The 17,936-nt window shown below is 31.7% G+C and carries 15 protein-coding genes; all 15 read right to left on the bottom strand.

From position 1 onward, the window contains the following. The 15 genes from ABJD27_RS00760 to ABJD27_RS00690 all read right to left on the bottom strand — a co-directional run bounded on the left by ABJD27_RS00760 (window position 1) and on the right by ABJD27_RS00690 (window position 17,933). Window positions 1-1,140, bottom strand: coding sequence for a DegT/DnrJ/EryC1/StrS family aminotransferase (locus ABJD27_RS00760; RefSeq protein ID WP_348173425.1), 1,140 nt, complete (start codon window positions 1,138-1,140; stop codon window positions 1-3). After that, complete coding sequence (locus ABJD27_RS00755; RefSeq protein ID WP_348173427.1) at window positions 1,140-1,742, bottom strand: acetyltransferase; 603 nt, start codon at window positions 1,740-1,742, stop codon at window positions 1,140-1,142. Before ABJD27_RS00755 ends, ABJD27_RS00760 begins: the two co-directional genes overlap by 1 nt. Further along, on the bottom strand, window positions 1,739-2,344 hold the full coding sequence (locus ABJD27_RS00750; protein ID WP_348173429.1) for a sugar transferase: 606 nt from the start codon (window positions 2,342-2,344) through the stop codon (window positions 1,739-1,741). The genes ABJD27_RS00755 and ABJD27_RS00750 overlap by 4 nt, the downstream gene beginning before the upstream one ends. 40 nt (window positions 2,345-2,384) lie before the next feature. Then, window positions 2,385-3,626: a glycosyltransferase family 4 protein gene (locus ABJD27_RS00745; RefSeq protein ID WP_348173431.1), complete on the bottom strand. Its 1,242-nt coding sequence runs from the start codon at window positions 3,624-3,626 to the stop codon at window positions 2,385-2,387. 6 nt (window positions 3,627-3,632) lie between these two features. Then, a complete protein-coding gene (locus tag ABJD27_RS00740) occupies window positions 3,633-5,507 on the bottom strand; it encodes a heparinase II/III family protein (protein WP_348173433.1) in 1,875 nt (624 codons plus the stop codon). Next, entirely contained in the window at window positions 5,497-7,617 is a 2,121-nt protein-coding gene (locus ABJD27_RS00735; RefSeq protein ID WP_348173435.1) for a bi-domain-containing oxidoreductase, read from the bottom strand. The genes ABJD27_RS00740 and ABJD27_RS00735 overlap by 11 nt, the downstream gene beginning before the upstream one ends. 4 nt (window positions 7,618-7,621) lie before the next feature. Then, entirely contained in the window at window positions 7,622-8,938 is a 1,317-nt protein-coding gene (locus tag ABJD27_RS00730; RefSeq protein WP_348173437.1) for an O-antigen polymerase, read from the bottom strand. A gap of 67 nt (window positions 8,939-9,005) precedes the next feature. Then, entirely contained in the window at window positions 9,006-10,247 is a 1,242-nt protein-coding gene (locus ABJD27_RS00725; protein ID WP_348173438.1) for an O-antigen polymerase, read from the bottom strand. 5 nt (window positions 10,248-10,252) lie between these two features. Beyond that, complete coding sequence (locus ABJD27_RS00720; RefSeq protein WP_348173440.1) at window positions 10,253-10,774, bottom strand: acyltransferase; 522 nt, start codon at window positions 10,772-10,774, stop codon at window positions 10,253-10,255. After that, window positions 10,764-11,873: a hypothetical protein gene (locus tag ABJD27_RS00715; RefSeq protein ID WP_348173441.1), complete on the bottom strand. Its 1,110-nt coding sequence runs from the start codon at window positions 11,871-11,873 to the stop codon at window positions 10,764-10,766. The genes ABJD27_RS00720 and ABJD27_RS00715 overlap by 11 nt, the downstream gene beginning before the upstream one ends. Next, a complete protein-coding gene (locus ABJD27_RS00710; protein WP_348173443.1) occupies window positions 11,866-13,107 on the bottom strand; it encodes a hypothetical protein in 1,242 nt (413 codons plus the stop codon). The genes ABJD27_RS00715 and ABJD27_RS00710 overlap by 8 nt, the downstream gene beginning before the upstream one ends. 6 nt (window positions 13,108-13,113) lie before the next feature. Further along, window positions 13,114-14,322: a UDP-N-acetyl-D-mannosamine dehydrogenase gene (gene wecC, locus ABJD27_RS00705; RefSeq protein WP_348173444.1), complete on the bottom strand. Its 1,209-nt coding sequence runs from the start codon at window positions 14,320-14,322 to the stop codon at window positions 13,114-13,116. 4 nt (window positions 14,323-14,326) lie between these two features. Next, on the bottom strand, window positions 14,327-15,445 hold the full coding sequence (gene wecB, locus ABJD27_RS00700) for a UDP-N-acetylglucosamine 2-epimerase (non-hydrolyzing) (protein WP_348173446.1): 1,119 nt from the start codon (window positions 15,443-15,445) through the stop codon (window positions 14,327-14,329). A gap of 122 nt (window positions 15,446-15,567) precedes the next feature. Next, complete coding sequence (locus ABJD27_RS00695; protein WP_348173448.1) at window positions 15,568-16,329, bottom strand: hypothetical protein; 762 nt, start codon at window positions 16,327-16,329, stop codon at window positions 15,568-15,570. A 164-nt stretch (window positions 16,330-16,493) separates the two neighbouring features. Then, on the bottom strand, window positions 16,494-17,933 hold the full coding sequence (locus ABJD27_RS00690) for an MBOAT family O-acyltransferase (protein WP_348173449.1): 1,440 nt from the start codon (window positions 17,931-17,933) through the stop codon (window positions 16,494-16,496). Window positions 17,934-17,936 lie beyond the last annotated feature (3 nt).

Raw genomic sequence — 17,936 nt, 5'->3', positions numbered from 1 at the left:
CTATCTAGATAGTATAGCAAAGATAACCTTTTCTATTCTTTGCCTATCTTCAAATGTTAAATTTGACCCTGAAGGTAAGCATAATCCATTTTCAAACAGACGAAATGCTACTTTTTCTCCATAAAATGCACAGTTTTCAAACACAGGCTGCATATGCATAGGCTTCCATAAGGGTCTAGATTCAATATTTGCTTTCGCGAAAGCTAACCGTATATCTTCCCTCGTAACTCCATTTGTTTTCTCAGGATCAACCAAAATTGCTGAAAGCCAGTTGTTACAATAAAAGTCCTCAGTAGGTTCTTTAAATACAGTAATACCGTCATAACCTTTAAAAAGCTCTTGATAAAAAGTATTCATCTCTCTACGGAGATTTATATGTTTATCAAGCACTTCCATTTGTCCTCTTCCTATACCTGCAGATATATTACTTAACCTATAATTATAACCTATAGTACTATGTTGATAATGTGGAGCATCATCACGAGCTTGTGTCGCTAGAAAAATAGTATGTTTTTTTGCTTCTTCAGAAGGGCATATAAGAGCTCCTCCTCCACTTGTAGTAATAATTTTATTTCCATTAAAAGATAACACACCGTAATCACCAAATGTACCACAGTTCTTTCCTTTATATGTAGATCCTAATGCCTCAGCACTATCTTCTACAACTGGTATTTCATACTTGTTTGCTACTGCATGTACTTCATCCACTAAATATGGCATACCATATAGATGGACAGCTACAATAGCTTTTGGTTTTTTGCCCTTTGCGATACGATCAACAATTGCTTCTTCAAGATATGTAGGTGATATATTCCAAGTAGAAGTTTCACTATCTACAAAAATAGGTTTTGCGCCTAAGTATGTTATAGGATTTGCACTTGCTGAAAAAGTAAAAGATTGACAAATAACTTCATCACTTAATCCTACACCACATTGTAAAAGGGCTAAATGAAGTGCAGCTGTACCTGAACTTAAAGCAGCAACTGGAGTATTATTTAAATACGTACTTAAATCATTCTCAAAACCAGAAACATTAGGTCCTAAAGGTGCTATCCAATTAGTATCAAATGCTAAATTCACATAGTTTTGTTCGGTTCCTCCCATATGTGGTGAAGAAAGCCATATTTTAGTTTCACTCATTATTTATCTGTATTCTTTTTAAGTAGTCGTGCAGGATTCCCAGCAACTACGATATTATCTTCTATATCTCTCAATACAACAGAACTAGCTCCTATTACAACATTTTTCCCAATCTTTATATTAGGAAGAATAACAGCACCAGCTCCTATATGACTCCCAGCTCCTATACAAACACCACCAGTAACAATAGCACCTGGAGATACATGTACAAAATCACCAATGATAGCATCATGTTCAATAATAGAACCACTATTTATTATACAATGTGCTCCTATGGTAACAGATGCATTAATAATTGTACGAGCCATCACAACAGTTCCTTTATCTATACTCACACCAGAACCTATAGTAGCAGTGGTGTGAATTAAAGGGCTAACATATGTTGCATTTATATTTTTAACGATAAGACGTCTTATTGCATTGTCGCCTATAGCAATCACTACATTCTTATATTCTTTATCTTCAGGTATACCAACTTCATATTCTAAAATAGAATCTATGGTATGGTTATCATCTAAAACTTGAGCTATTGTTTCATTAGATTTTTTTATAATATCTATTACCACTTTTGCATGACCGCTAGCTCCGTATACTGTAATCATAAGCTTCCTTTAAATGGTTTTGTAGTTGCAACTCCTTCTGTATTAATATCTTCACTAAGAAAAACTTTCTTTATGGTGAGTAATACAATTTTAAAATCTAGCAAAAAAGTTTGATGATCGACATACCAAACATCTAGTTCAAACTTCTTTTCCCAGCTTATTGAATTTCTCCCATTTACTTGTGCCCAGCCTGTAATACCAGGCTTCACATCATGTCTTCTTGCTTGTTCTGTAGAGTATAAATCTAAATAAGAAGGAAGTAACGGTCTAGGTCCAACTAAACTCATATTACCTTTTAAGACATTAAATAATTGAGGGATTTCATCAAGTGATGTTTTACGAATAATACGACCTATCAAAGTAAGTCTATCTGCATCTGGTAATAAATCACCATCTGTTCCTCGCTCATCTGTCATTGTTTTTAGCTTAACAATACTAAAGATATGTCCACCTTTTCCTGGACGTTTCTGTACAAAAAATGGAGATCCAGAATTTACAATAGTTAATCCAATAATTGCAATAATAAGTATTGGACTTACCAATAATAATACAATAATGGCTGTTATAATATCAAATAATGGTTTAAAGAAATTTTTATACATATCTCTATAGGCTCATAGTGCAAAGTAACACATCTAATCTTTATCGCGCAATGGTTTGCAGATGATTTACATATTGTTGTGCAAGGACACCTCTATCAAAATGCTTTTTTGCATAGTCATACCCGTTCTCCCCCTGTTTTATAAGTGTTTCCTTATTCTTAATTACTTCTCTAAGTTTTGCAACGATATCATCTATGTTTTCTGGTTCTACATACATACCACAGTCAGCTTGCTCTACTAGTTCTCTAGATACACCGTCTATTGCTAGAAATACAGCTCGTTTACAAGACATATAATCAAAAGTCTTGTTAGAATAGATGGTTTTAAACGTATCTACTTTTTTAAGAACTGAAGCACCCATATCTGATGCTAGTATATATTTAAACACTTCAGCTTTAGGAACGGCATCTCTAAAAATAATATTAGAAAGTTTGCGTTTTTTTACTTCTTCCTGCAATTCCTGTTTCTTCATCCCAGATCCTATTAATTGAAAAACAACGGAAGTATCTTGTAATTTTTCGGCTGCATCTACTAATTGTATTAAGTGATTTGCAACTCCATGAGCACCTACATAAGTAATAACAAATTTACCATCTAAACCTAGTTCTTTTTTAAAAGCAATAGCGTCAAAATTATCCTTTTGAATTTGCTCTGCTAATGTAAAATCTGCTGCATTAGGTATAAATATAATTTTTTCCTTTGGCACTCCTTTTTCAATAAGTTTTGTTCTAAATGCAGGAGTTAGTACATTAATTAATTTTGCTTTTTTATAAATGTAGTTTTCAAACCAATAGGCCATTTTAATAATAAGTTTATTTTTCAAAACTCCAGTATCAATAGCAGATTCTGGCCATAAATCACGTACTTCAAAAACAATAGGCAAACCTTTAAACATTGAGAGTATTACAGCCGTAATACCAACAAATAAAGGAGGAGATGTAACCACAATTACATCATACTTTCCTTTAGCCTTAAATAAACCAGCATAGGAAGATGAAAAAACAAAAGAAAAATATCCCCACAATCTCCCTATAAAATTGGTGTTATAACTTTCTGAAACATGACTACGTATAATATCTACGTTTTCATAAAATTCATTGTCTTTATAAAAGTATTTCTTTTTATATCGTTCTGGTTTTTTTCCAGTGGTATAGCTTACCATCCCAGATAGGACAGTCACTTTATGTCCCAATGAGCTCCATACTTTTGTCATCTCATTAAAACGAGATCCTCCTCCTTCATCTTTTTCAAGAAAATATTGATGTAATAAAAGTATGCGCATAAATGATTAGGTTAGAATCGTTATTGTTGTTTTGATTTTTGGGGATGTAGTTTCAAAAGAAGTACGTAAGGAAGGTGTTTTAACTCCATAATATCCAGAATACCATAAAGTTTCTTCTTTCTTAGTCAATTCTTTATCTCCACTATATGCTTTTATTCTTATTTGATCTGCAAGAATAGGATTACTATTCCAATATTGAATCATGGTATCATTATTTAAAGGAGAGACTTCATCTTCAATATGCCATTCTAATTTCCCTTTAAACTTTGTTATTGTACGTGTGTGAGTACGTTCTCCTATATGTTTAAAGGCTTTTATAGCTCCTTTAAACATATATCTATCTTCTTCTTCTATTACAGTACTTTGAGCTTCTTTAATCCAATTATACCAGATAAAACGATTTCCTTTGAGCATTTGGTTTTCTCCATTTACACTTACTGTGTTATGACCTGGAGTACCTACAAAATAATTTAACGTTTCTGCATCTGTATTATACAAATAACTTCCAACATCCCATAAATAGTTCATCCCATTTGCCCAAATATCAAGATGCAAATTATCCGCTTGAAATGGGCGATCTTTATAGGAACCGCATCTAAGAAATGTTTTTACATCTTTTTCTTGAATAATTTGATATCCGCTTTCGCGAAAGCTAAACACACCATCTTCCCTTTTAGTATCCACCGTGAGGTCACGAAGTCCATACCAACTCTGACTTTCGGAAGTTTGTTGTATTGTACCATAAAGAACCGCTCTTAAATCATCTAATTGTGATTGGTAATTACGGTAATCGTAATCTGTGAGTTTAAAGAATAATGCGCCATCATTAGAACCGTAATTAGGCAATTGTTTAGATACTGGGTCTTGAGAAGCTTCTAAAAAGGAAAGAGATTTCTTTGCTTTTGTATAAACAGCCTCTGTGAACTTGTCATTATGTAGTTCTGATAACCGTATACCCCAAGTGAGTAGTTGAACGGCTACTCTGTGGTAATTCATAGAAAATTGAAGAAATGTACCGTCATTATATATCTGATAATCTACTTCTTGTTCAAACCATTTTTTACCAGCTTTACTCCATTTCTTTGTTTCTGGAATAAAAGGAAAGAGCAATCCAGATAGATATAACATTAATGTTTCTGTAATGGCATGATTATTACGTACTGCAATTCTAGAGAAATTGATATTATGAAATACGTGATGTAATTGCCAATAGATGCTATTTATGATAGTATTAAAGCGTTCTGGAGTTAGAGCTTCAGAGTTTTTGTAATAGTATAAGGCAAACGTCCAGTTAAGGATACGCAAGCTAATTTCTTGACTACATTTATAATTAGGACCTAAATTAATAGGGTTCTGCATTATAAAGTCTTCTATTTCGGAGAATACAAAAGCAGCTTGATCACTATTGTTATGGTAATCGTGACGAATAATATCATATAGATATGAGAATCGTGCTTTTTCCCAAACATATTTAATATCACCAGCTTCTGCAGATAAATCTTGTATATCTGACCAATGCTTAGTGATATCGTATTTGTAACCTGTAGAAGGGTTTATAATCCAATCATAGGTAGCTCCAAGATCTTGTTTCTCACTACTAAAAAAAGTAAAGATTCCTTGTTTGCTTTCGCGAAAGCGTGCTTCTAAAGCATCACTTTTTTTAGCGGTTAATGGAATGTTTTCTTTCCCGTCAAAAAAGAATATTGGGGTATTACTTCTCCAATCTTCAAGTGTTGTAAAGGTTTTAACGTTTGGGGAAGTAGGGAATTTGTTTTTATGAAAACCTAATTTTGAGGATATCATATACTGCACTCTAAAGGCAACATATCGCATCCCCATATTTTTGAAGAGATCTATTAATCTTTTTATTTTATTCAACATCTACCCAAGCGGCTGTTTTAAGACTTTCTATAGCTGCAAAAGAAGCTTTTGTTGTATTGATTAATTCATCAAAAGGAATTAATGCTTCTCCTCCATTATTTATTTGATTCACTAAACCTTCAAACTGACTTTTGTGACCTTTATCCATTTTGGATTTCATTTTTGAAAAACCTTTAAAACCGAATCCTTTTAGGTTACGCCAGTTATCCAATATCAATGTTCGTTCTTGAGAATATACTTCTACACGTTCTTTTGAATATGTCTTACTACCATTTGCAAAATAGTTAATTACTCCATTTGATCCATTTGCATACTTCAATAAAAGTGTTGCGTTGTCTGTATTTTCTTCTGGAGCTTTTCCCATAGCATTCATACAAACAGAAATTACTTTACTTCCTGTAAAATAGCTTATCAAATCAATAAAGTGACATGCTTCTCCTATGATACGTCCTCCCCCTACTTTTAGATCATGTACCCACACATTTGCAGGAATCATTCCAGCATTCATTGTAGCTACAACATGTATTGGCGTATTTGAATTTCCTAATAAGGATTTCATTTTTACCGCATACGGAGAAAATCTTCTATTAAAACCTACAGTTAATGTACTATTTGCATTTTTATAAGCTTCTGTAATTGCGTCTAATTCTTCTGTGTTAAGTGCTAATGGCTTTTCTACAAAAACATTCTTATTAGCTTGCAATGACTTAATAACCATTGGAGCATGTAAGTTATGCCTTGTGGTAATTGCTATTGTATTTACCGTTTTTTCTTGTAAAACAGCTTCGTAGTCTGTTGCGCTATTTGTGATATCAAACTTCTTAGCAAGTGCTGTACCAGAAACACCTCCAGAACTTATAATATGTGAAAGGTTTGCATTGGTTCCCTTAATTGCGGGAAGCATTGTCATTTTTGTAAAGTTACCAGCACCTACAATGGCTAATCCATTAGAACTAGATTCACTTGTACGCTTTTCATTTACAACAATATCATTAGAGTAGACAGCATTTTTATAATTTAAAATAGATGCTATTGATTTTGAACTCCCAATTTCTCCATATATTTTAAGATAGTCTTCCAGGTCTATGACTTCTGTTATTAAAGGTTTTACATCAATATCTGAAGCTTGAATAGCATTAAGAATTGTTTGAAAGTTACGTTGTTCTGTCCATCTTACAAATGATAATGGATAGTCTTGACCTTTTGACTCATAATTATCATCGTAACGTCCAGGTCCGTAAGAGCAAGAAACTTGGAATGTCAATTCTTTTTCATAGAAATCGGCTCTACTAATGTCAAGTCCTATAACCCCTACTAGAATAACTCTTCCTCGTTTACGCGACATTTGAGCTGCTTGCGCAATCACATCATTTGTTTTTGTAGAAGCGGTAATAATAACACCATCTGCTCCTATACCATCTGTAAGCTCTAACACAGATTTTACAGGATCATCTCCTTTGCCTGGGTTAATAGTCTCAATACCCCATTGTTTAGCCATATCAAGCTTAGATTGATCAAAATCAATCCCAATAACTTTACAACCATTTGCACGTAATAGCTGCGCTGTCATAAGTCCTATAAGCCCCATTCCAGTCACAACAATAGTTTCTCCTATGGTTGGGTTACATAAACGAATTCCTTGTAAACCTATACTTCCTATAACGGTAAAAGAAGCTTCTTCGTCAGACACCCCTTCTGGTACTAAAGCAACAAGGTTTTTAGGAACAGATACAAACTCAGCGTGAGGTCCATTAGAGGCAACTCTATCTCCTACTTTAAATTCTGACACACCATTTCCAATAGCTTCTACAATACCTACATTACAGTAACCAAGCGGTAAAGGTTCTCCTAATTTATTAAAAACGGCTTCTAGCGTAGGCATTAACCCTTCAGTTTTTATTTTATCTAAAACCTGTTTTACTTTATCCGGTTGTTGTCTAGCTTTGGCTATAAGGTTAGACTTACCAAACTCTACTAGCATACGTTCTGTTCCTAGAGAAACTAAACTCTTGGTTGTACGTATAAGAACTTGACCACTTTTAACTTGTGGTGCTGGAACTTCTTCTAATATGGTCTCCCCTGTTTTAAAGGACTGAATAATTTGTTTCAAGACGTTATTTCTTTAGTGTAAATTTAATAATTAACAAAGGTAAAATTGTTATTACATATCTTGATAAAAAACCAAGAAATTCTGAATAAATAAATATTGACGAAAATATGATCAATGAAAAATGAATAATGAATAGACTAGCTAAGCTAGAAGTATTAATCAATAAGAGTCCAATATTTTTTAATAGCATACCATATAGTAGTGAGCCGAGTAATAATCCATATATACCAAAATTCATGTGTAATTCTGTGAGTAAACCTGTAGTAAGCGAATTATTTTTAGGCTTTCCTACGATATAAGCACCTGGTTTTATTGTATTTCTCAATAATGGCCCTGCACCTAAAGGTTTATCTTTCCACATTTTTCTAGGAATAAAATTAGTAATACCAGCAATATAGGTTTTACCAAAATATAATTCACTCTTTTCCTTATTCTCTAGTAACCAGACAAAATTCTCATGATTACCAAAAGCATTATTAAACTCTTCTATTAATGTATATGAAGCTTTATCATTCTTCATCATAGCTTGTCTTCGCTTTTTTCCTAATTGAAAAAACAAAAGACCAAAAACAAAAAATATTCCTATAATTTTACCTAAGAATAAAGTGTTAGATTTTAATTTAGTATATGAAAAGAAAATAAAAACAACACTTACTAATAAAATTAATATCGAATTTCTGTTAGAGTTTATTCCGTAATATACTAACACACTACAAAAAGATACAAATACCATAAATAAGATCTTTCTTTTTAACACCTTATCTATCCCTTTTGCTACAAGCCAAATAAAAGAAAACAATATACAAGATATATATAGCCAATGGGAGAGCAATATCTCTATACCCCTAGATCTTCCAAAATTTATTCTATCAATAAGATATTCATTTTGTCCTATTGAAAAAATATGAAATAAATTTTTAGCAGCGAATAGTAAGCCTATTAAATAAATACCTATTCCACAAAAGAATAATTTTTTAATAAAAGTAGATGAGTAGGTAATACTCTGTACCTTTTCTGTATAAGTAAACTCTTTTAACTTACTTCTATATTTTGATGCATATAGCACTATAAAAACAAGTATATATGCTATAAGAGCATATACCATAGACATTCCATAGTTAGATATCTCATAAGACTTTTGATATCTAAAATAGTTAGATCGCCATTGGAGAAAAGGCATTAAAACATGAATAAAATAGAAAAAGCAACTAAATACAAACCAAGGAGATGTAATAAATACTAATAGAGGTATTGATCTTGAATACAAATAATGAGTTGTCAAAAAAACAACTATTGCTATTAAAAATATTATTTCGATCATCTTCTACTCTTAACCCGTTAAACAGTTTTAAAAAAGTTATTTTAAACACTATACCATATAAACATAATTATGCCTTTAATTTTAATAAAAGTAGGATAACAAAGCATCCAAGTAATCCATTATTAATTAATTGAGGTGGTGCTCCTGCAATCCAAGTAGCTAGATATATAAACAATGCGCAATACACACATATTCTAACAATATTTTTGCTTCCTTTCAAAAAGCGTAAATATATTTTAGTATAGAAATAACCAATAGCAATTCCCAAGTATACAGACCCTAAAATTCCAAAATTATGATATGCAGATCCCCAAACATTTAATGGAGCTGTGCCTCTAAAACCTCCAAATAACACATTGAATATTCTATTAGAAAGGTCACTACCTTTTACTCCTGGAATCAACCCTACGAGTGATTGAAGCCACTCGGCACCTAACTGTATATCTTGTTCATAAATGTACCTAAACCCTACAATAGCACTATATTGATTTGAATCAAATACCCTATAAAAAAGCTGTTGAAACGACCCTAAGATAGAAGAATCTGAAGTCCTATTTAATCTTAATGACAAAAATGTAAATATAACAATCACTAATCCAAAACTTAAAAAGATGTATTTCCGTTGAAGTTTCCCGTTATTTAGACCGTACAGAATTGAAATTACAATTAAGAATCCTGTGATAATAAATGTACGCTGTCCAGTACCTGTCAATGCATATAATAAAATAAGTCCTAGAATAATGACATAACTCCAAAACCATTTAGTCCCTTTTAATTTATAAGCATAATACACATAAAGAATTGGGAAAATGGTGTTTTTAAATTGATTAAAGAAGCCTGGAGCATAGTAATTTTCTCCTGAATAAGCTCCAAGTCTGAGACTTACAAAATCTTCTACATTACTTGTTAAACTTAAAAATACAAGATTGTACCCTACTAGTTGATAGTATAATAAAGAAAGGAAAATTGTTATTACAAATAATATCAGAATCTTCTTTGATTGATTTTTATTTATAGGAATCAAAGGGGTTTCATTCCAAAAAGAATTATAAATAGCTTGTATGTTTTGTCTACCTATTGCTAGCTTATACCCTATAAAAATAAAAATAGGAGTAAACATTAGTATAAGAGAGTGTGTGATATCTGCTTTTAAATCAAATTCAAAATATTGAAAACACCCAACTACCATTACCCAATTAAAAAAAAGATAATATACTGTTGGATTCATAACAGATCTTTTTCTTTCTAAATAGAAAAAAATAGCCGTGAAAATATTAAAAATGATTAAAAGTACACCCTGTTCTGACACTCTATCTAAAAGTTAGGAATATTTGCATCTGGCACAAATTTCTTTAAATATTTTCTTGAATCACCAATAATCTCACCTGGACTACCAGCATAAATTGCAAAGTCAGGAACTTTACCCCTTACAACAGTTCCTGCTGCAATAATGGCTCCTTTTCCTATGTGACAACCAGGCATTAAGATAGTACCGGTTCCTATAAATGCATAATCTTCTATAGTCACTCCTTTAATACGCCCAATTGGTTTATCTTGAGGTACATCAAAAGCTTTCGCTACAGTATGTAACGCCCAATCATGAGTTAAAACTCGTATGTAACTAGACATTGTAACATCCTTCCCTATTGAGATTAAAGAGTAATCTGTACCATCAAACCATATTTTTGAAGAAATATAATTAGGTTTCCCGTTAAACTTCATTCCCCATTTCTTAAAAAAATAATATAACACATTTGTAGCCCATCTTGGTTTAAAATTAGCCACTAATGCTACTGTGGAAAAGCAAATAATTTTTTCAATCTTTCTAGCTTTCATAAATGAGCTTTTCTAGTTGGTCTTCAAAATAACCAAATTCGTTGGAAATATTTCTTGAATTTTCTTTTATTAATTCAATTCTTGACAAATTAGATATATATTCAGATATATCAGATGATAAATCTTTTACATTATCATAAGGAAAAGAAATAGAAACGTTAGCATCTGCTAAGTAATTTGCTGTTATTACTTCTTTATTTACAATAACTCCTATACCTGTTTTAATGGCATCTCCCCATTTATTTGAAGCCGCTAATGTGTTTATTACAGAAGAAGGGTCATAATAGGTAAATACAAAATCAGACACTATATACGATGATAAAGCTTCTGCATTGGAAACTTCACCAATATATTGTACATTCTTCTTTTCTGCTAGCTCTTTTGCTTCTGGGCAATCTAGTTTTCCTGCCAGAATAAAAGCAACATCTTTTCCTTCTAAAGATTTACAAAGTTCTAAAGCTGTTTTCATACCACGACCAGCACCTAACCAACCATTTATATTTATAACTATAGATGCCTTAATCCACTTATTAGCAATGGCTAATTCTTTTGCCTTTATGATCTCTGATTCACTAGGCATATTCATAAGTATGTAAAACTTAGAAGAAGAAAAATCATAACGCTCACGAACAGGGATAATATGTTTATACGCGTTTCTTGATGTTATTTTCTCACAAAGCTGCATAATTACTTTTACAGGTTTAGGAAAATTAAATAACATTGAAAAACGATCTGCGTCATCAAAGTAAAGTTTAAATCCTTTTATTTTACTAGCAAGTAATAAAGGAAAAGCACTTTCAAATCCTAATGCCCACACAACTTCATTTTTCTTAATACCAAAACTCTTAAAGAATAATCTTAGCATCCATAAGAAATACATTTTTTTCACTTTGCTTCCACCATATCCACCGCCACTTTGAATAATCTCTTTTTGGATTTCAAAATCAAAAGCAAATTCTTTTGCTTCTTCTGGTAATCGTTCCCAACCTATATGTTTAATACTTTTAACACCTTTCCCATGCAGGTACAAAGCAACCTTATAAAGACGTGTACGTCTAGATAAAGCTGATAATGGCGCTATAAAGGTAAAATTATCCAATGACTCTGGTTTTAAAAGTTTTAATAGTAAATGTATTTGAAACAGCTAATCGTAAAATCCAATTAATTAATGTCGCCAAACATATAAGCTCTGCGGCAACAACACCTTTATATATAAATAAAATAGCAACAATACCTAAAAGATATCCTATGGTAGCAAGCCAAGTATAAGAAGCTGCTTTCTGAAGGAATTTTTTAGTACCAAAGACCCCTAAACAAACAGATGTCGCTATGTATAACCCTCTCACCATTGTTATTACAAATAGACAGCTTATGATCCAATAATCTAATTCTTGCCAACCAATATCTAATATAGTCCTCATATAGATTAAACCAAAAACAAAAGATACTGTAACAACGCCTATAGAAAAAAGAAAGATACGTATTCCGAATTTTTTATATCCATTTAGATCCATCGTATTCTTAATACGTATTTTAGGTCCTAAATAAAACCCTAAAAAACCATTAAGACTCAAAGCTATTGGAGTAAAAACTGCGACGTATTTGAATAAGTGAGAAGATGCTACTTCTGCCCCAAAAAGATTTATTAAAAACTGTTCTCCATAAATAGCAACAACTAATGTAAGATTATGCAACAAAAAAGAAATCCCCATAAGCCTAGCCGTTTTAGTATCCAGATACTCTTTAGAAGCAAATTGGTCACTTACTTTTTTAAAACCGCCTAACAGTAATCCTGTGCTCACAGTAAATACTAATACAACAATAAAGTAATGGATTGTATCAATATTCGGAATTGTTAATATAGTAATGAATATTAGTAATTTCCAGAAATTTGCAGAAAACTGAGCTTTCCAAAGTCTATAATTGCCTCTAGACGCTGCAGAAATATAGTTCTGTATTGCCATTAAAAAAATAGCAAGCCCCAACAATCCTACTTTAGTATAACTATAATCTTTTATAAAAAAAATGATTAATACTACCGTAGATATTATTATTGCACAATACCCCAAAAAGCTTTTGAAATAACGCTTTATTAATGTTTGGTCCCTAACAAATAATTGATCAAACCCAAGCAAACAAATAGTAGATACTATTAAGATAGTTGATTTAAAAAAAGCCCATTCAGCAGTCGCAGACGTAGAAAAATTTGAACTGACATACAAGTCTGACAATAACATACCAAGCAAACCAAATCCATAAAACAGAAAGGAAAATGAAGCATCTTTATTACTTTGAATAAAAGACAAGCCTTGTTGCCATTGTTTTGATATCATCAACAACTATTTATTTACACCTGCAAAATCTAAGATTTTCTTATTAGAATCTTTAGGTAAGTTTTTAAACTCGTCATGAGCAACAAGATATACTATAATATCTGCTTTCTCATAAGCATCCTCATAACCAGTTAATTTAAATACTTTATGCTCATTGATATTTGGTTCTACAATATAGAATTCTTCATCATTTGCATCTTGTAGTACTTTTTGAGCAATATATTTTGCAGGAGATTCTCTTAAATCATCAATATTTGGTTTAAAAGCAAGCCCCATTAACGCAACTTTTGGTTTTCTTCCGTGATCTAATTGAAATTGAAGTTTTGCATTTTTTACTTGTTCTGCACACCAAAAAGATTTATAGTTATTAATCTCTCTAGCTTTTCCTATAATCTGTGATTCCAAAGGAAAATCTGCTACTATAAAATAAGGATCTACAGCAATACAGTGACCTCCTACCCCACAACCAGGTTGCAAAATATTTACACGAGGGTGCTTATTAGCTAATGCAATAAGGTCCCAAACATTAATATCTGCCTTTGCACAAATAAGAGAAAGTTCATTTGCAAATGCAATTTGTACATCTCTAGAAGAATTTTCAACTAGCTTACACATCTCTGCAGTTCTTGCATTTGTAGGATGTAACTCTCCTTGTACATAACTGCTATAAAAAGCAATTGCTTTTTCTGTACTTGCTTCATCTACACCTCCAATAACACGATCATTATGTACTAGTTCATACATAACGTTTCCTGGTAAAACACGCTCTGGACAATATGCAATGTATAATTCGTCTTTTAATTCTGGACGTTCTGTATAAATAAGGTCCATCATTTTTTCTGTAGTTCCAACTGGAGAAGTAGATTCTATAATATATAAATCTCCTTTCTTAAGTAAAGGCAATACACCTCTAGTAGCAGCTTCTACAAAAGATATATCTGGTTCATTTTTATCTTTAAAAGGAGTAGGCACTACAATTAAATAGTTATTTGCTTCAACAGCTTTTATATCAGCTTTAAGAAAACCTCCTTTTACTGCTTTTGCAACAGCTTCATCAAGTGCAGGCTCAACAATATGAATTTCTCCTCTATTAATTGTTTCTACGACTTTTGGATTAATATCTACTCCGTGTACGTTTACTCCATTTGAAGCGATTAAAGCCGCTGTTGGAAGACCTATGTATCCAAGGCCTATCATTACTACTTCTGGTTGCATGTAATTATTTTTGATTTTTAATAAATTCAACGACACGTTCACACGCCTTACCATCTCCATAAGGATTATGTAATTTGCTCATTTCTGTAAAGCGTTCTGGATTATTAAGTAAATCTAGTGTTTCTGAAACAATCAAATCTTTGTTTGTCCCAACTAGTATTACAGTTCCTGCTTCTACCGCTTCTGGTCGTTCTGTAGTATCTCTCATTACTAGGACAGGTTTTCCAAGGCTAGGCGCCTCTTCTTGTACTCCTCCACTATCTGTAATGATAAGTTTAGATTTATTCATTAACCATATAAAGTCTTGATATGCCAGTGGATCTATAAGCATAATATTATCCACATTAGCAAGAATACGTTTTACAGGTTCTTGAACTTTAGGATTAAGATGTACTGGATAGATGATAAGGTGATTTGGTTTTTGTAATGCAATTTCTTTTAATGCTTCACAAATCCTTACAAAACCATCTCCATGATTTTCTCTACGATGCCCTGTAACTAAGAGCACTTCTTTTTCTCCTATGGTTATATTTAATTCTTTAATAAGATCACTAGGATCATTATTTACTTTGCTCACACTTTCTAAAAGTGCATCTATTACTGTATTACCAGTAACTATAATCTGATTAGAAGATATATTCTCCTTGATTAAATTACTTTCTGAAGTAATTGTTGGTGCAAAATGAAAATCTGCGATCCTACCAGTTACTTGCCTATTGATCTCTTCAGGAAAAGGAGACCATTTATCATCTGTACGAAGACCAGCTTCTATATGACAAACTTTAGACTGATTATAAAAACCAGCAATACTTGTAGCCATCGTAGTAGATGTATCACCATGTACAAAGACATAGTCTGGATTAAAAGATTCCAGAACGGGTTTCATCCCAATAATAATATCTGCTGTTAATGTATAGAGGTTTTGACCTGGCTTCATCAGATTAAGGTCAAAATCAGGAGTAATACTAAAGAAATCCAGTACTTGATCTAGCATTTCTCTATGCTGAGCAGTTACACAAACTTTAGTATCAAATACCTCAGGGTATCGTTGAAACGCTTTTACGAGTGGTGCCATTTTTATGGCTTCCGGCCTTGTACCAAAAACAATTAAAACTTTTTTCAAATCAATCAAAACTGGTTACTTTTTCTAGTATAATAAGGGGGGTGCAAATATAGTTAGTTTCCTTATTAAAAACTAATTTAATTAATTTGGTAATGCAAAGTTTATTATGTGATAACAAACAGCTATTTCTCTCCGATATTTAACACCTCAATCAGCGAAGCCCCATAGACATCTACTCCATTAATATTTAGGTGGTTAGAGTCATAAAAGTAATCATTATTTAAACTTAAAAGTAAATTAAAATCATAATATTCCCCTTCTGATTTTATAAGAGATTCAAATTCAATTAATATATTTTTATTGATTATTAAATCTTTAGATATAGGTGCTTTAACAAAAACAAGATCAATTCCTTTATCGTTTATCATATGAACCACCTCCTTAAAAGCTTTTATTTGTTTTTTATTTATTTCAAAAACGGTATCCAAATCTTTAAACGTATAAGAAGTCATTTTATATCTTTCGACATATCCCCCTTTTATATATAAATCATTTCCCTTTTCCTTTTCTTCAATAAAAGCGTGCTTATCACCTATTACATCTTTAAATTTTGAATAAACAAGAGTATTATACACCTGTATATTATTAATAGAAAGAGCCATCTCTACAGAATGCAAATCATTAATATCATTTGAAAAAATATCAATAGAAGACTCTGCTCCTAATGAACCAAACATATATGGTGACACTTGAAATACGATTTGCTTAGGGCGTATCTTTTCTAAATAGCGTTTTAAAATTAATTTTGTTTGAAGAAATGTTTGTCCACTAGTTCCCAAATTAAAACTGCGAATTCCAAGTTTTTCAAAAGCCCTTGTATCAAACCCTCTATACGCTTGAGAATTTCCTAAAAATAATATATCTATAGAATCGACTTCCTTCACTTCTTGTAATCGAGTATATGAATGTCCGCTTGCTCCTATTATATATTTTACATTAGGTTTAAAATAGGATGGAACAAATTCACCTAAAAAACAAATACCACAAACATAAAACACAATAGCGAAAAGGAAGAATATTGTTATATGTTTAATAAATCGCTTCATAATCAAAACTGAAAGTAAATAAACGGCGTCTCATCACTATTTGAAAAAACACCTATGAATAAAATCAGTAAAGAATAAAATGACCATCGCATTATTTTAGGATATGTGTTCATATACTTCTTCAAAGCATGACTTTCATTTTTACCTTTCCATTCAATAAAAAGCAACATTCCCAGAAATAACAAGATTACTAAGAGTTTTCCTTTACTTATAAAAGTAGGAAAACTAAATATACTGCTGGAAAATAAGTTTAAAATATACTCAAGAGCTATATCTAAGTTTTCTGACCTGAAAAAGATCCACATAAATGACACTATAGAAAAAGTAAAAACGGTATTAAAAACATACCTTATAGTGTATATATGCTTTGTTTTTACAATCTCTTTCTTTTTCATAAACAAAAAAGTGATTAAATAAATAACGGCATGTAAAAAACCCCATAAAATAAATGTCCAGGAAGCACCATGCCAAAAACCGCTTACCACAAAAACGACAAGAATATTAAATATAAAACGACTCCTAGATGTTTTATTTCCTCCTAATGGAATATAGATATAATCCCTAAACCAAGTAGAAAGCGAGATATGCCACCTTTTCCAAAACTCAATCACAGAACTTGAAAAATATGGAGTAGCAAAATTTTGCTTAAGTTGAAATCCAAATAATCTAGCTACTCCAATTGCAATATCAGAATATCCAGAAAAATCTGCATAAATCTGAAATGAAAAGAATATAGCTCCAAGAAGCAAAGAACTACTAGAAAAATCAGAAGGGTTTGTATATAATATATCTACATAATGTCCACAAGTATCTGCTATGACCATTTTTTTAAACAATCCCCAAAGAATTTGTTTTAATCCGTCTACACCGTTTGAATACTCAAAATATCGCTTTTTTTGAAATTGAGGTAAAAGATTTTTAGCCCTTTCTATAGGGCCTGCTACCAACTGAGGAAAGAAACATACAAAAGCTGTAAATGCAAAAAAATCACTAGTAGGTGTTATTTTCTTCTTATACACATCTATACTATAGGATAATGTCTGAAAAGTATAGAAACTAATTCCCACTGGTAATATGATTTGTAAACTAGTAGTCGAAATTTCTTTTCCAAAAAGAGAAAAGGCATTTGTAAAATTTTCAAGAAAGAAGTTATAGTATTTAAAAAAGAGTAAAATACCAATATTGGTTAGAATACTAAGTAATAATAAAGCCTTACGCTTCTTTTGTGAGTCATACGTTTTAAGGCCTATACCTACAAAATAGTCCACAAGAGTGCTTATTCCAATAAGAAACAAAAAACGCCAGTCCCACCAGCCATAAAAAACATAGCTAGTTAGTATGATAAATATATTTTGAACTGTAATAGACTTATGCATTATCCCCCAATAGATCAGGAATACTAAGGGCAAGAAAATTGCAAAATCTATAGAGTTAAAAAGCATATA

This window comes from Dokdonia sp. (assembly GCF_039945015.1).
Classification (GTDB): domain Bacteria; phylum Bacteroidota; class Bacteroidia; order Flavobacteriales; family Flavobacteriaceae; genus Dokdonia.
This window is presented reverse-complemented; position numbering and strand designations above follow the sequence as displayed.

Excerpts from the sequence above, each read along its gene's own strand:
- ABJD27_RS00720 (WP_348173440.1), bottom strand. The coding sequence starts at position 10,774 with ATGAAAGCTAGAAAGATTGAAAAAATTATTTGCTTTTCCACAGTAGCA.
- ABJD27_RS00740 (WP_348173433.1), bottom strand. The coding sequence starts at position 5,507 with ATGTTGAATAAAATAAAAAGATTAATAGATCTCTTCAAAAATATGGGG.
- ABJD27_RS00690 (WP_348173449.1), bottom strand. The coding sequence starts at position 17,933 with ATGCTTTTTAACTCTATAGATTTTGCAATTTTCTTGCCCTTAGTATTC.
- ABJD27_RS00710 (WP_348173443.1), bottom strand. The coding sequence starts at position 13,107 with ATGATATCAAAACAATGGCAACAAGGCTTGTCTTTTATTCAAAGTAAT.
- ABJD27_RS00755 (WP_348173427.1), bottom strand. The coding sequence starts at position 1,742 with ATGATTACAGTATACGGAGCTAGCGGTCATGCAAAAGTGGTAATAGAT.
- wecC (WP_348173444.1), bottom strand. The coding sequence starts at position 14,322 with ATGCAACCAGAAGTAGTAATGATAGGCCTTGGATACATAGGTCTTCCA.
- ABJD27_RS00760 (WP_348173425.1), bottom strand. The coding sequence starts at position 1,140 with ATGAGTGAAACTAAAATATGGCTTTCTTCACCACATATGGGAGGAACC.
- ABJD27_RS00745 (WP_348173431.1), bottom strand. The coding sequence starts at position 3,626 with ATGCGCATACTTTTATTACATCAATATTTTCTTGAAAAAGATGAAGGA.
- ABJD27_RS00750 (WP_348173429.1), bottom strand. The coding sequence starts at position 2,344 with ATGTATAAAAATTTCTTTAAACCATTATTTGATATTATAACAGCCATT.
- ABJD27_RS00730 (WP_348173437.1), bottom strand. The coding sequence starts at position 8,938 with ATGATCGAAATAATATTTTTAATAGCAATAGTTGTTTTTTTGACAACT.